The sequence below is a fragment of the Nostoc sp. FACHB-888 genome, from assembly GCF_014696655.1.
GTDB lineage: Bacteria > Cyanobacteriota > Cyanobacteriia > Cyanobacteriales > Nostocaceae > Nostoc.
The window spans coordinates 1-13,456 of the sequence record NZ_JACJQM010000121.1 but is presented as its reverse complement, the minus strand read 5'-3'; the positions used below and the strand labels follow the sequence as shown (position 1 = coordinate 13,456).

The 13,456-nt window shown below is 41.1% G+C and carries 12 protein-coding genes and 1 pseudogene; 4 read left to right on the top strand and 9 right to left on the bottom strand.

Features of this window, described 5'->3' with window-relative positions:
- Positions 1-92: 92 nt before the first annotated feature.
- Positions 93-3,671 carry an NB-ARC domain-containing protein gene (locus H6G26_RS32505; protein ID WP_190734924.1) on the bottom strand — a complete coding sequence of 1,193 codons (3,579 nt, stop codon included), beginning with the start codon at positions 3,669-3,671 and terminating at the stop codon, positions 93-95.
- A 499-nt stretch (positions 3,672-4,170) separates the two neighbouring features.
- On the opposite strand from H6G26_RS32505, the pseudogene H6G26_RS43090 reads away from it, so the two are divergent.
- Positions 4,171-4,535: pseudogene (locus H6G26_RS43090) on the top strand (hypothetical protein); the annotation flags it as partial.
- Between the two features lie 138 nt (positions 4,536-4,673).
- On the opposite strand, the gene H6G26_RS32495 reads toward H6G26_RS43090, so the two are convergent.
- The 3 genes from H6G26_RS32495 to H6G26_RS32485 are packed head-to-tail and all read right to left on the bottom strand — an operon-like array spanning position 4,674 to position 7,685.
- A complete protein-coding gene (locus tag H6G26_RS32495) occupies positions 4,674-5,477 on the bottom strand; it encodes a hypothetical protein (protein WP_190734920.1) in 804 nt (267 codons plus the stop codon).
- The gene (gene dnaB, locus H6G26_RS32490) at positions 5,440-6,795 is read right to left on the bottom strand and encodes a replicative DNA helicase (RefSeq protein WP_190734919.1); all 1,356 of its coding nucleotides are present in this window, start codon (positions 6,793-6,795) and stop codon (positions 5,440-5,442) included. Before dnaB ends, H6G26_RS32495 begins: the two co-directional genes overlap by 38 nt.
- On the bottom strand, positions 6,792-7,685 hold the full coding sequence (locus tag H6G26_RS32485; RefSeq protein WP_190734917.1) for a MarR family transcriptional regulator: 894 nt from the start codon (positions 7,683-7,685) through the stop codon (positions 6,792-6,794). Before H6G26_RS32485 ends, dnaB begins: the two co-directional genes overlap by 4 nt.
- A gap of 290 nt (positions 7,686-7,975) precedes the next feature.
- On the opposite strand from H6G26_RS32485, the gene H6G26_RS32480 reads away from it, so the two are divergent.
- Entirely contained in the window at positions 7,976-8,350 is a 375-nt protein-coding gene (locus H6G26_RS32480; RefSeq protein WP_190734915.1) for an XRE family transcriptional regulator, read from the top strand.
- Positions 8,351-8,640: 290 nt separating this feature from the next.
- Here H6G26_RS32480 and H6G26_RS32475 read toward each other — a convergent pair whose 3' ends face one another.
- From H6G26_RS32475 to H6G26_RS32460, 4 genes are all read right to left on the bottom strand, one after another.
- The gene (locus H6G26_RS32475; RefSeq protein WP_190734913.1) at positions 8,641-9,099 is read right to left on the bottom strand and encodes a hypothetical protein; all 459 of its coding nucleotides are present in this window, start codon (positions 9,097-9,099) and stop codon (positions 8,641-8,643) included.
- Positions 9,092-9,856 (bottom strand): AAA family ATPase, encoded by a 765-nt coding sequence (locus tag H6G26_RS32470; RefSeq protein WP_190734911.1) that lies wholly within the window; start codon positions 9,854-9,856, stop codon positions 9,092-9,094. Before H6G26_RS32470 ends, H6G26_RS32475 begins: the two co-directional genes overlap by 8 nt.
- 543 nt (positions 9,857-10,399) lie before the next feature.
- Complete coding sequence (locus H6G26_RS32465; RefSeq protein WP_190734909.1) at positions 10,400-10,660, bottom strand: hypothetical protein; 261 nt, start codon at positions 10,658-10,660, stop codon at positions 10,400-10,402.
- Positions 10,661-10,922: 262 nt separating this feature from the next.
- Positions 10,923-11,870, bottom strand: a complete 948-nt coding sequence (locus H6G26_RS32460) for a zinc-binding dehydrogenase (RefSeq protein WP_190734907.1) — start codon at positions 11,868-11,870, stop codon at positions 10,923-10,925.
- A 254-nt stretch (positions 11,871-12,124) separates the two neighbouring features.
- On the opposite strand from H6G26_RS32460, the gene H6G26_RS32455 reads away from it, so the two are divergent.
- Entirely contained in the window at positions 12,125-12,538 is a 414-nt protein-coding gene (locus H6G26_RS32455; RefSeq protein ID WP_242054028.1) for an aldo/keto reductase, read from the top strand.
- Between the two features lie 51 nt (positions 12,539-12,589).
- Complete coding sequence (locus tag H6G26_RS32450; RefSeq protein ID WP_190734906.1) at positions 12,590-12,970, top strand: hypothetical protein; 381 nt, start codon at positions 12,590-12,592, stop codon at positions 12,968-12,970.
- A gap of 311 nt (positions 12,971-13,281) precedes the next feature.
- On the opposite strand, the gene H6G26_RS32445 is transcribed toward H6G26_RS32450, so the two are convergent.
- A partial coding sequence (locus H6G26_RS32445; protein WP_190734904.1) for a sugar transferase occupies positions 13,282-13,456 on the bottom strand: 175 nt, incomplete at its 5' end.

The following is a 13,456-nucleotide window of genomic DNA, read 5'->3' as shown; positions in this document are numbered from 1 at the left end:
ATAATCAAACGCGAAATCCTCATTTTTTCGTTGGTTTTTAACCTTCGTTGTGATCAAGAGTAATTTAGATGCGTTTGCCCTGGGGGAGAAAGTCAATTCTCAATTGCTCCCAAAACTTTCAAAGAAACAATAGTTGCTTGGGTTAAACCTGTAACGCCAGTAATGTTCATTTCCTCGTAAGGCTTTTCGTTTCTTAAAGTTTTTAGGCATTCACCTGTCAGAACATCCCATAATTTAACAGTTTCATCTTCGCTGCCACTTACCAGGGTTTTACTATCTGGACTGAAGGCAACTGACCTTATCCAGTGAGTATGACCATGCAAAGTTTTGATACATTGACCGGATTGGACATCCCACAACTTTACCGTTTGATCTGCGCTACCGCTAGCCAAAAGTTTACCTTCTGGATTAAAAGCAACCGACAATACCCAGCTTGTGTGTCCTAACAAAATTTTGAGACATTCACCTGTGCTAACATCCCAAAGCTTCACTGTTTTATCTTTACTGCTACTGGCTAAGGTCTTACCTTCAGGACTGAAAGCGACGGACAATACCCAACTTGTATGTCCCGACAAAATTTTGAGACATTCACTTGTGCGAATATCCCAGAGCTTTACTGTTTGATCATCACTGCCACTGGCCAGGATATTACCTTCAGGACTGAAAGCAACCGACCATACCCCATGACTATGTTCCAAAATATTCAAAACTTTACCAGTGTTAACGTCCCAAAGCCTTACAGTTTTGTCATCACTGCCACTGGCGAGAATCTTACCTCCAGGAGCAAAAGCAACTGACTTTACCCAGCCAGTATGCCCCCGTAAGATGTTGCAACATTGGCAGGTGCTGCTATCCCACAGCCTCACAAGTTGATCGTAACTGCCACTTGCCAATATATTACCTTGAGGACTAAAGGCAACTGTTCGGACTCGATTAGGGTGTCCCCGCAAAGTTTTGTAGCACTTCCCATCCGCGACATCCCAGAGCTTTACGGTTTGGTCATTATTGCTGCTAATTATGGTCTGGCCACCAGGAGCAAAGGCAACAGACCACACCCCATTATTGTAACCCTGCAAGTTTCTTAAGGCTTGACCAGTGCTAACATCCCAAAACCTCACAGTTTGGTCATCACTACCACTGACCAAAGTTTGACCATCTGGACTAAAAACAACAGAACAGACCAAACTTGTGTGCCCCTGCAATGTTTTAACGCATTCTCCTGTGCGGAAATTCCATAGCTTCACAGTTTGATCATCACTGCCACTAGCCAGAATATTACCACTAGGAGCAAAAGCGACTGACCTAACCCTGTCACTATGTCCCTGGAAAGTTCTCAGGCACTTCCCATCTAAGATACTCCAGAGTTTCACAGTTTGGTCATCACCACCACTAACCAAGGTCTTACCTTCAGGATTGAAAGCAATTGAGGAAACCGAACTAGTGTGTCCCTGCAAAGTTTTGAGGCATTCTCCTGTGCGGAAATTCCATAGCTTTACGGTTTTATCACTACTAGCACTGGCGAAAATTTTACCTTGAGGACTAAAAACTACAGATAATACTGAATCAGTATGTCCCTGTAATATTTTGTAACACTTGCTATCCGAAATATTCCACAGACGCACTGCCCGGTCATCGCTGCCAGAAGCTAGAATTTCACCTTGAGGACTGAAGGCAACAGATCGTACCCGCTCAGGATGTTCTGTTAAAGTTTTCAGGCATTCACCTGTGTTGACATCCCACAATTTCACATTCTGGTCAGTACCTCCACTGCAAAGAGTGCTACCATTCGGACTGAAAGCGATCGCTCGAACCCAATCAATATGTCCTAGACAGGTCGAAAGTTGTTCGCCCTCACCAAAGTCTCGCCACAAGCAAATTTTGCCATTTGCGTCACTCGCCGCTAAAATTTTTCCATTGGGGCTGAATGCTACCGCAGAAATTTTGCTAAAATTTTTAGTAAAAACCGATTTAGATAAATTAGCATTTTGGAAGTTGACTTGAGGTAAACTTACACCCCGCATATCTACTTGCCAAACGCTTAGATTAGAAAAATCATATCCTCTTAAATCTGTTTTTAACTGACGAAGCAAGTTGAGAATATTTCCGCTTGTATATCCAGGTTCCAGTGAAGATTCTCTTTGCAGCTTGACTAAAATTTCATTTAAATGATTTTCTAGCCTTCTTGGAATTTTAAAAATAGTAAAAAGTTCATCAATAACTGGCTTAATAATTAAGCGTATTTGAGTTTCTCTAGTGTAGTCTTTGGACTGAGCTTTACTCAAAGCATAATATTTAAGAAGCACAATTTCTTGAGTTGCAATCTCTTCATAAGTTTGCTGAATTAATTTGCTAGTGACATACTCCATTACTACAGAGTGTAACGTGAAGAGTAAACCAGTTTTTTCACTTAACGTTGACTGAAATTTGTCGATGAGGTTTCGCCTGATCAAAGATTCTAGAGCTTCTAGTAACTTGTGTGGTATTACTAATGAAGTTAAATCTTCTTGCAAATTGCAGAGTGAAATTGACTCACGATTAATTGCCAGCCAATACATAACCACACGTTCTAAATTAGATAAACGCTCAAACTGTTGTTCTAAAACAGCACAAATATCACCAAAAACAGATGTCTTTTGGTTCAAAAACTCAGAAATATCACCATTGAAAACATCTTGAATAGTCGTTGCAACTATCTTCAAAGCCAATGGATTACCAGAATAAAGCTCAATCAGTGTTTTATTTTGTAACTCTGCTCCAAGCAAACCTTTCAGGTGAAAAATTTTTTTTACTTCTTCCTCATTCAGACCTTTCACTTGTAATGAACGAACAGCTAGTGCTTGTCCTTCCTGTGACGCCACGTCTTTGGGTTTTTCGCGTGAAGTCAGCACTAAAGAACTTTGATGCATAACTTGTCCCAATCGTTTGATCAGTAAGCCATAATCTTCATAGCCTTCTCGATAGCATCCAGCACAAGCGCCTGGTTGCAAAATAGTCTCTACATTATCTAATACGATCAGACAGCGCTGTTGTTGCAAACATTCAATTAGTTGTGATATTCTCCCATCTACACTTTTTGGTAAGTCAGTTTCTAAAACCTGCTCGTTAGAGAAAAATTGAATGAAATTTGCCAGCAGGTCAAAAAGTGAGGGAGCATTGTAGAGCGATCGCCAGATAACATACTCAAAACATCCTTGAACCTTTTGCGCTAATTTAGCAGCCAGAGAGGTTTTACCAATTCCTCCCATTCCCAACAGCGCTACTACTCGACAGCGTTCCTGGATTAGCCATTGCTCTAGTAGAGTAAGTTCATTTATGCGTCCATAGAAAACAGATACATCCACCATCTCTCCCCAATCAACGCGCTTTCGAGACTCCAAAGCTGAAAGTCTCGCCAAATCAGGATTTAACTTAAAATAGTCTTGGGGATTTAGCTCTAAGTTAAACGCCATGAATAAATAAACTAGCGTTCGTTTATCAACCCCTTCTTGGTTAGTAAGTATTTTTGCGACTGTATTTGAAGTTAATCCAGCGCGTTCACTTATTTCTTCTAGAGTGTACTTAGAGCCAAATTTTTCTCGAAGTTCCTCTTTAAGTTTTGCCTGCTGAAGTTTTTGCCAGCCTTCAGGAGTAAGTACAACGCCACGATTCCGTTTTGGCTTGTGCCGATTCATAAATTATGAATACCTATTTTTTACAGCAAAAGTTCATGACCAGCCTTTCAAAAGAGGTGATCTCCATTGTTGCTTTTGGCTTAAAGCCTAGTCAGACATAGAACCAGGACTAATAATATCTAAAAAATGGGACGCAATGCTTATTAGCCAAGCATGTCCCTTTTGGACTGGTACCCATTAAAAACGATCACGTACACGACTTGCTGGGGAGCGAGTAAAGGAAGACCTTATGAAGATTTATCAGAGGCTCTTTAGGCATTTATGCAAGTTCCAAAATACATTTATGATTTTGCTGAATTTGTAGCGTCGTTTTTTTACCCATTCTCTTAACCAGGCTTTAAGAGAACTATTGCAAAAGTGTTTTGTGGTATGATTAAGGATTTAGTAATTTGCGATTAAGATGTTAGGAACAGTGAAAATAGAGAAAGCTAAACACCTGAGTGCAAGAAAATTTGGTAGTGGTAAATATATACTGAAAATGGAGATTTAGTTACTCAAATATATCAATAATAAATATGCTCATATTCTTCAGCAAGTTAAGGTTTCAGCAAAATCAAGAGGCAAATTAACTATTGAATGTCATAAAGCTTGGTCATTTGTAGGTCATAAAGGTAATAAGCACGCTCATTTGGCTAGCTTTGGATAAAAAGACTAAAGAAATAGTTGGTGTTCACATAGGCGATGCCTACGGCGGCAAGCTACGCAGTGAACATGGAGCTAAAGGATTATGGAATTCTCTGCCAGCAGTCTATCGCGGAGCCGGAACGCTCCGCCTCCCGTCAATGTTCTGTTTGTTATACTGATTTTTGGGCTGCTTATGAAAAAGTTATTCCCAACAAACGTTACAAAGCAGTCGGTAAGGAAAAGCTTATTTTATTAACCTAGATTTTTGCCAAGCTTACTTCTTTAGGACGTATTCATCCTGTTTCTACAGGTGTTAAACCCTCGTAAATTGGCAGAGGTATTGAAACTTGTCCTGAATTTACGATTTGCACGGCTTTTCTAGAATTTTACTCGCACTACTGACAAAATCTCTTTAACTGGGGTTTTATCTGCTTCTAGCTTCTCTATTCTCTCTAATAGTCGTTTTGGAATATACTTGCACTTTTTAACCAGGCGATCGCCATCTTTCCAAAACTCATAGTGATACCAAGCTTGAGGATAATCTTTGCCGTGAAGGGTGATGGTTTTCCACTGAATGGAGCCACTACCTAATCCTTTGTGCCGTCTAGTTTTACTAGGGCTATCTTTACTGAGGGTTATCTCTGATTGTTTGACATCGTTACTAGGGTTATTTTTACTGAGGGGTATTTCTGACTGCTTGACATCATTACTAGGGTTATTTTCGATATCCCCCAGTAATATGTTTTTACTAGGGCTAGGCACAACACCCAGTAATCCCAAAATTTCTTTAATTGGGCACTTCTTGAACTCTGCTTCTTGAATAACCCCAAGCATTTGCTTGGGAATGTACTTGGTCTTCTTTCTCCCTTTTTCCTGCCAATGATAATAAGCCTGGGGATAGTCCTTTCCACCCCTAGTAATGGTGCGCCAATAAATAGTGCCGTTACCCTCACCCCAATTTCTGCGCTTTTTACTAGGATTGTCAATACTTGGAGTTATCCCTATTTCTGAAGAGTTTTTACTAGGGTTATCTTTACTGGGGGGTATTTCTATTTGTTCAGAGTTTTTACTAGGGCTATTATCAATACCCCCCAGTAAAAATTCCGATACAGGAGGCGGATGGAATCGAGTGGAGTTTGAGGACTCAGATATTTCCGGAGCGCAAATTCTGGATGATTCCATAGGACTTGTCAAAAAATACCGTTGCTGTACCTGTTTCACCGTGTCGTGCTTTAGCCATGATTAGCTCTAATATTCCTTGATCTGTAGTGTCTGGGTTGTAGTACTCATCGCGGTAAGCGAGAATAATATTGTCTGCCACCATTTCTAAAATTCCTGACTGGCTGAGGTCACTCATCATTGGGCGCTTATTCTGTCTGCCCTCAACTCCCCTAGAGATTTGCGACAGTGCTAGCACAGGTACATCTAGTTCCCCTGCCATTTTGTAAAGTCCCCTGGCCACATCTCCTAGTTCATAGCTGCGGTTGCCTCCAGAATCCTCTGCCATCATTTGCAGGTAATCAACTACAATTAACCCCAGTTTTTCCTCTTTGGCCTTAATTTGGCGGCATTCTGACGCAATTTGTGAAACGGTGATGCCCCTTGAGTCATTCATATAAAGCGGCAGTTCGGAAGCAATACCGACGATTTTGGCAATGCTTGTAAATTCCCAGTCTGCTAGGGGTTTATTACCTGAGCGATGTCTACGGATGCGATCGCTTTTTAGTGGCGTTAACTCTAAATGCTTGTAAGCGTTGCTAACACTAATTAAACTCCACAGCCTGTACTCCAATTGTTTCTTTGTCATCTCTAAGGAGAAGATGACCACAGGTAGCTCATGGAACAGTATCATTTGGAAAGCCAAAAACAAGGCGATTTGGGACTTTCCCATTGATGGTCTACCCGCAACGATGGTGAATGTGCCGCTTTCAAATCCCACCATCAAATTATCGAGTTCATGAAGTCCTGTAGGGTAAATGGGGTTTCCTGAATTTAAATCCTCGTAAGCAGCAACGTTAATCGTGCTGTTGTGTTCAGTGTTTGAAGATAGGGTTTGATTAGATAATTGGAAAACTTTCTGTTCTGATTGGTCAAGGATTTGTGGTAACTCAGTTTCTGTGTCGTAACCCAGATGTACAATTTCATTTCCAGCCTTGATTAACTGTCTACGCACGAATTTGTCCATCACCAACTCGGCTAAAGCGTCAATGTTAACAGCTGACACTGTGCGGTCTACCAGAGTTGCTAATTTATTTCTCCCGCCGATACGGACTAGCAAATCGTGGTCAGTCAGCCAAGCTGTAACTGTAAGTAAATCAGTGGGTTTACCAGAGCAATGAAGGTGCTGTACGGCTTGATAGATATCTTTATGGGCGCTAATATAAAAGGCTTCGGGAATTAAGCGATCGCTCACCCTCCCGATTGCTTCTGGGTCAAGCATGATACCGCCTAAAATCGCCTCTTCCGCTTCGATGTTTTGAGGTGGCAATTTATCAATCACGTCTCACCGCCAGTATTCTCAGCGAGATTTTGCCTTTGCGACTCCTCCCAAGCTCTTTGAGCCTGTCGCTGCCGTTCCTCGATTTCCCGGCGGAATCCGTCTCGAGCATTTTTTGTTTCAGTTTTTTTGGCTTGTACCTGTTTTGAAGCCAGATATTTTTCGTAATAAACCTCCCAGCGATTTCTTCCGGCTTTGTTCTTGTGAGCTAACCAAGCCTCAATGTCATTCACTGGCTGGCTAAGATTTTTGGTTTTTTCCTCACAAAATTTCCAAAAATTCGCTCGCTCGTCTTCTGAGAGAGTCTTTATAAAGTCTAAATAATTATTATTAATCTTAGAGTTCTGAAATTCTCTCTGTACAAGGCTTTCAGCTTCCGCGTGGTGCGTGGGGATCGCGCATGGTGCGTCATGATCCATCGTGGTGCGTGGTGATCCAGCGTGGTGCGTGGCGATCGCGCTCGGTGCATCATTACACCTTGGGTGCGTCATCACACCTTGGGTGTCCTCACACACCATTGGTGCGTCATCACACCTTGCGTGCATCATTACACCATCGGTGTCTTCAATCAATTCGGGTGTGTCATTGCACCATAATCCCTTTGGCTTCACCTTGGTTCTGACTTGTAATAGCTCTAGATCAATGAATCCCTTTACGTCCAATTCTTTGAGAGCGCGGCTTACAGTTTGCCTATGGACTATCCGCTCTGGTGCTGACAGCTGACGAGCTACCTCGGCAGCATTGATGTCAATCCCTTGGTTATAAGGGTCAATGGTTCGGATGTAGTAGAGGACATCCCTCTGTGCTGGTGTGAGTCCACGGCAGGCTTTCAGCCATTCTTCATGCTGAAGTGGATAGAAACGTCCCTGAATTTTTGAATTTGGTTGTGTCACAATTTTGTTAATACAAATGAAAAGACAAAATTTCACCTCGATCCGTTGGGATAGAGACTAATTTTTTAGGTGTCCATCATCAACACTTAGTCAACGAATTTTTATATTCAATCGTGACAAGGTATTTATTTGATGGCTATGCTAGTAATCTGAAGATTTAAAATTTAAGATATGTCTGGGAAAAAGCACTCCTAGCAAGAGTTTGGTAAGATTAGGGTATACATCATCGTTGTTGTTTAATCAAACATCAAATAGTATAACGGTTAAAGTTAAGTATAATTAGCAAAGCAATGCAAAGTTTTGTATCAGAAAAAACACAAAGTTATCAGCAGTTATTCGATGAGATGATGAATCGCTTCAATTTGGAAGCTAAGAAAACTGCTGAACAGGCTAAAGTGTCGGAAGTAATGTTATCCCGCTTTCGTCGCGGGAAAGCGGATCTAGGAGCATCAAAACTAATAGCGCTACTTTTGGCTATTCCGGTAGAAGCTAGGATCTGGTATTTATCTGAGTTATTTGGTCAGAGGCCAGGAATTAGCCTGCGATCGCTGATTGCTGAAGCACCTCCAGAAGAACAAGCTGAAGTTTTACGACTAATTGCTGATATTTTTGTGAATAACAGCCGTGAGGCTACAGATTCAGTGCAGTTGCTTAAAGCTTTATAACTCACCGTTCGCAATAGAATTTAACTAAGAGTAATTATCCACCCAGGGCGAACGCACGGCATTTCTGAAACCCCTGCTGGATAAGGATCTTAACGAAAAAATAGACTAAATTAAAAAACGCCAAAACCCTTGCTATTAAAGGATTCTTATACTTTAGATGCGTTTGCCCTGATTATCCACCAAGTTGCAAATATCCAGCAATTCTCATTATGAGAATTACTGCTTTTTCCTACAACATCCCAGATATTAGTGCAATTACCTTAACCCCTCACGGATAAATTAGGGTTAGCTTAATCATTAACGTTGATTTTCTTAGCCAATGTCTGAAATTTGCGTTGTTCACCAGCTTGTTTACGCTGTTGATAACGTTTTCTAGCTTGGTTTAGCACCTCTTGCAATAATTCCTCATTTTCTGAGCAGACGATAAATGCAGCTTCTAGAAAAGTATCTCTAGTAATTTTCTTTACATTGCAAAACGTATCTAGCTTGGTATCAATGTCCTGTTCTAACCTGATTGTTCGCCTGACGATCTGTGGTAACTCTAACTGCTGTTCTTGATTAGAAGTGCTTACCTTATCGTTTCTAACTTCCTCACCATCTAAATCTGGTTTTAGTTTTTCAGATAAATGACTAAATTCACTAATTTCGTCATTTAGTAAGTTTTCATGTTGTACTTTTACAAGTGTTGTATCCCGTGCTGGAACACTTGGACGTGTCTTTTTCTTAAGGCGCTCAAAAACATCAGACATTCTTTTGTAACCTCTGGATAATTTGTTGGAAGGGAGTTTCGAGTTGTTCAAAGCCTAGAGAGGACAAACTTACACCTTTATCTATGGCCTTTTTAAATTGTTCAGATTCTGAAATTGAAGGTAAAACGAATATTTCTTCAGCAATTGTTCGCATTGCACTGATACTCGCCTTACTTTGTGCGACTTGGTTATTACCTACCCATTTATCTCTGAATGGCAAGATACCAAGCACTATCCCTGAAAAAGCATCAATTTCTTGAAGCTCCTCAACTAAACTCAGAGTTCGGATGAGAGAATTTACACCTTTGGATGATGCTTCTACAGGAATGATGATACGGTCAGCCGCCCCCAACGATGTAAGGCAGATTTGCGATCGCTGAGGTGGCGCATCGACAATGCAGTATTGGAACAAATCTGATACCTCTTTTAACCGTTTGCTCAGAACAATAGCTCCCATACCGCTCCCAGATAAAAATTCTTGAGCATTATCTAATCCATCATCAGCAGGAATTAACCATACGTTTTCTCCGATTTCGTAAATACCGTCTTCAGTATTTATCTGTTTTTTGAGAACTTCTAGAAGCGTGGGTTGATTCTGCTGAACTTCGTGCCCCAAGTAAAAAGTTAGGTTTGCTTGGGGATCGGCATCAATCATCAGTACACGCTGTCCTGTTTGAGCAAGCATTCTACCCAACAAGATTGCAACAGTTGTTTTTCCCTGGCCACCGGACAAGGATGCACAAGTAAGAGTTAGCATTTTACTGACTACCAGCAGTATGGTGTAAATTTAGTCAATATCATAATGCATGATGTTGTTTTTAATTTGTTTAGTAATTATATAATTTAGTCATTACAGAATGACTAAATTATGTCTATCTCTCATTTAGTCATTACTTAGCTCTCAAAAAGTCACTCTTCGTGAAAATAGCTGTAAAGATAGATTTTTGTCCCGTTTAGGTGTTACTGATTTTAGTCAAGACAGAATTTAGTCATTCAAAAATAGCTAATAACGCAATCTAGTAAACTACTTTTGTTTTATTCATAAAAAAACTTCAAAAATACTGCTGGGGGGTACATGGGGGCTATATGCATCCCAAAAATGATTCAGAACTTTGATGAGAATTTGACTCCTATGTGGGGGCTTTATGAGTGCTATATGGAACACGTTTGACTGTTTGACATTTTATACCCCACTTAGCCCCCAAGGGGGTATGATAAGCACTTGAGACTGGAGAAAAAAGAGGCAGTCATTTTATTTTTCGATGTTGAACCGTCTGAAAATACAAATTGTCTGGTTTAATTAATCCCAGAAACTATCCAAGCGAATATCGCGCCAGATATCAGAAACCTGCCAGCCAGAGTTGCCAACAGACTGTACTGGAGGATTATCAAGGAATGGAATATAGTCAGGTTCTCTTGGCTCTGGAATCACTACTGGTTGCTCATCAACCATAGGGGCTGAAGACTTGACAGTATCAGCTTGAAGATTTTGGTCTGAAGCGTCTTGCATTTCCATCATTTTCTTCAGAGTCAGCTTGTCAGATTTTTTGATGATTTTCATATCTATCTATATAAAAGTTTTCATTTACTCCTCCCCCAAAGGCATTGGCTGAAAATCTGGATGACAGCAAAGTTGGGAGAAGTTCGGTGTTAATAATCGCACGGAATAAACACTCTACTGCAAATAAGATTGAAAATACGAGTCCCTTTCTGAGGAATTTGTCAATTGTGTACAAATCTCTTTTTCGGGCAGATGCCTTAAAGCGATCACTTCAGGGGAGCAATGCGATCGCGAAAGCATCAGCGCAATAATGGTAGATTGTTTAAGCCGAAACGTGCAAAACAGCTTTACCAGGAAAACGTCTGTCAAGCAGTTGTTGAGCTAAATCGCCAATTTCTGTCCAAGAAGCTTCTACATCAATATGAGGACGCAACTGACCTATTTCAATAAGGCTTAAGAGCCGTTTCAATCCCACCGAGGCTGATTCGCGTTGCAGTTCGTGGAACAGAATCAGAGCGTAGAGGCTAGCACCAGCAGTTGCGTAAAACTGGGAAGCATCGAATGTTACCTCAGACCCACCTGAAGTTCCAAATAGCACTGTTACACCATCTGGTGCTAGTAATTTCAGGGCTGTTGATAGCGTATTACCTCCCACTGATTCTACAATCAGATGATATGGCCCGTATTCCCTTGCGGGTGACAGGTCTTCCCCGATTACCACTGATTGCGCCCCTGCTTCTTTAACTATAGATTCATAGCCAGCTTGACGAATGTAAGCCACAACCTGCGCTCCACTTAGCCGTGCCAACTGGATAGCAAAGTTCCCAACGCCACCTGATGCACCTGTAATCAGAACTGTGCGACCCAATAGAGAACCACCTTTTAGTAGAGCATGGTAAGCAGTTAGACCAGCTACAGGTAATGTCGCCGCTTGAGCAAATGAAACTGATGCTGGTAGTTCTGCTAGAGCATTTGTAGCCACCGATACTAATTCTCCCCAAGCGCCGGAACGTAGTAAGCCGACCACACGCGCCCCTTGTGGTGGACTTGAGCCATCAACAGCAGGAGTTTCAACTGTACCGGCAAAGTCCCAACCAGGCCGCCAACCAGCATCAGCACTGGTTGAACGCCTTACTTCTCCCCGGTTGAGAGAAATTGCCGCAACCCTCACAAGCGCTTCATTGGGTGCGGGTATAGGTGCATCCACCTCATGGAGTGCTAAACGCCCTGGCACATTCGGGCCAACAATCACAGCACGTATTTTGCTCACAGTGAAAATTTCGTGAATTTAGTTAAAATTTTAAGTTAATTTCTCGCTATTCGGGGCAGGACGTTAAAAAGGATATAAAGAAGATTGCTCTTGTCACGGAATTTATAGTCGCAAAGCGATGGCGCAGAGATTGAGACTCTTCATTAGGTGTATTTAAACAGACAAAATATCTGCAATTTGAATGAGGAAAGCTCTGGTGGCTTGAGACAAAGTTTGTAAATACATTAAAAATAGCTTCTTGGAGATTAATTCAGATGAAAGCACCAGTGAAACAAGGAATACAAATGAAATATAGACAATTGGGAAACAGCGAGTTGAGCGTTTCCGAAATCAGTCTCGGTTCCTGGCTGACTTATGGGGGTGGTGTAGAGCAGCAAAATGCAGAGGCTTGCATACACAAAGCTTTTGAGGTTGGAATTAACTTTATTGACACTGCAAATGTTTACGCTCAGGGAGGGGCTGAGTCCTTTTTGGGAGAAGTATTGCAAGGGATTGAGCGCTCCTCGTATATCTTAGCGACCAAAGTCTTCTTTCCCATGTCAGCCACTGACCGAGGACTCTCAGCAGCCCAAATCAGAAAACAAATTGATGCTTCTTTAAAGCGACTGCGTACCGATTACGTTGATCTGTACGGGCGGTTGAAACCATTGAAAACTTGTGACAAATAGAGCTAAATCATAGCTCTATTTAGCAACACCAAATAATTACTGGAAAATCCTATGGCAGACTTAAGCGGTAATTGGTTAGGAACTTACTGGCAAGATGAAATGCCAAGCCGATTTGAAGCAACCTTTGTGCAGAGCGGAAATGTTTTCAATGGTTCAATTTTGGATGATAACTATTTAGGAGAAGCGACTGTTACTGGTGAGATAATTGGGCGTAGTATCAGCTTTACAAAGCGCTATTTAATGACTTCATACGCACCAGTCGCATACACTGGGACAGTCTCAGAAAATGAAGATTATATGCAGGGAAAGTGGAACATTGGTTTTCACTACTCTGGTTTATGGGAGGCGCGGCGAAATGGAGAGAATCTAATTGTAGATTTACAAACTCGGCTGGAGAAGCAAACTTTATTAACAACTTCAAAAAACACATAACCGAAATAGAGGAAAAAGCAGCCTTAACTATTCATAATAATCCTTAATTATTTTAAGTTAGGAGAGTAATATTCTTGAATTTGTCCTTGGAAATACAAAATTAATTGTTTTGCTTGGATGTAAAACAGTCCTTCATAACTGCATTTAATTTTAGGGTAGCTGATTTCCGTAGCCATCTTGACTTGGTAAGCACGGGTAATTGCTTGGGCTGCAACGAGCGGCAGTGTAGGGAGTTAATGAAATTTCAACAGTTTATTGAATTGGTCTGCATGACTAACAATCAGTTTTCACTAACATAAATTGGCTGTACGTTAGCAAGCACCACTCTTATCTAACACAACTTTTAAAGTTTTTAAGATTAGAATAATATCATAAAAGATAGAAAAGATAGACCATTTGCGTTGGTAGTCTAAGTCCATGTGAACAATATCTTCAAAGTTTTTAATACGGGAGCGACCATAAGCCTGCCATTCACCAGTCATACCC

Bases quoted from the DNA above. Each gene is read 5' to 3' on its own strand.
- H6G26_RS32505 (WP_190734924.1), bottom strand. From the start codon at position 3,671: ATGAATCGGCACAAGCCAAAACGGAATCGTGGCGTTGTACTTACTCCT.
- H6G26_RS32495 (WP_190734920.1), bottom strand. From the start codon at position 5,477: ATGGAATCATCCAGAATTTGCGCTCCGGAAATATCTGAGTCCTCAAAC.
- H6G26_RS32480 (WP_190734915.1), top strand. From the start codon at position 7,976: ATGCAAAGTTTTGTATCAGAAAAAACACAAAGTTATCAGCAGTTATTC.
- H6G26_RS32475 (WP_190734913.1), bottom strand. From the start codon at position 9,099: ATGTCTGATGTTTTTGAGCGCCTTAAGAAAAAGACACGTCCAAGTGTT.
- H6G26_RS32470 (WP_190734911.1), bottom strand. From the start codon at position 9,856: ATGCTAACTCTTACTTGTGCATCCTTGTCCGGTGGCCAGGGAAAAACA.
- H6G26_RS32465 (WP_190734909.1), bottom strand. From the start codon at position 10,660: ATGAAAATCATCAAAAAATCTGACAAGCTGACTCTGAAGAAAATGATG.
- H6G26_RS32455 (WP_242054028.1), top strand. From the start codon at position 12,125: ATGAAAGCACCAGTGAAACAAGGAATACAAATGAAATATAGACAATTG.
- H6G26_RS32450 (WP_190734906.1), top strand. From the start codon at position 12,590: ATGGCAGACTTAAGCGGTAATTGGTTAGGAACTTACTGGCAAGATGAA.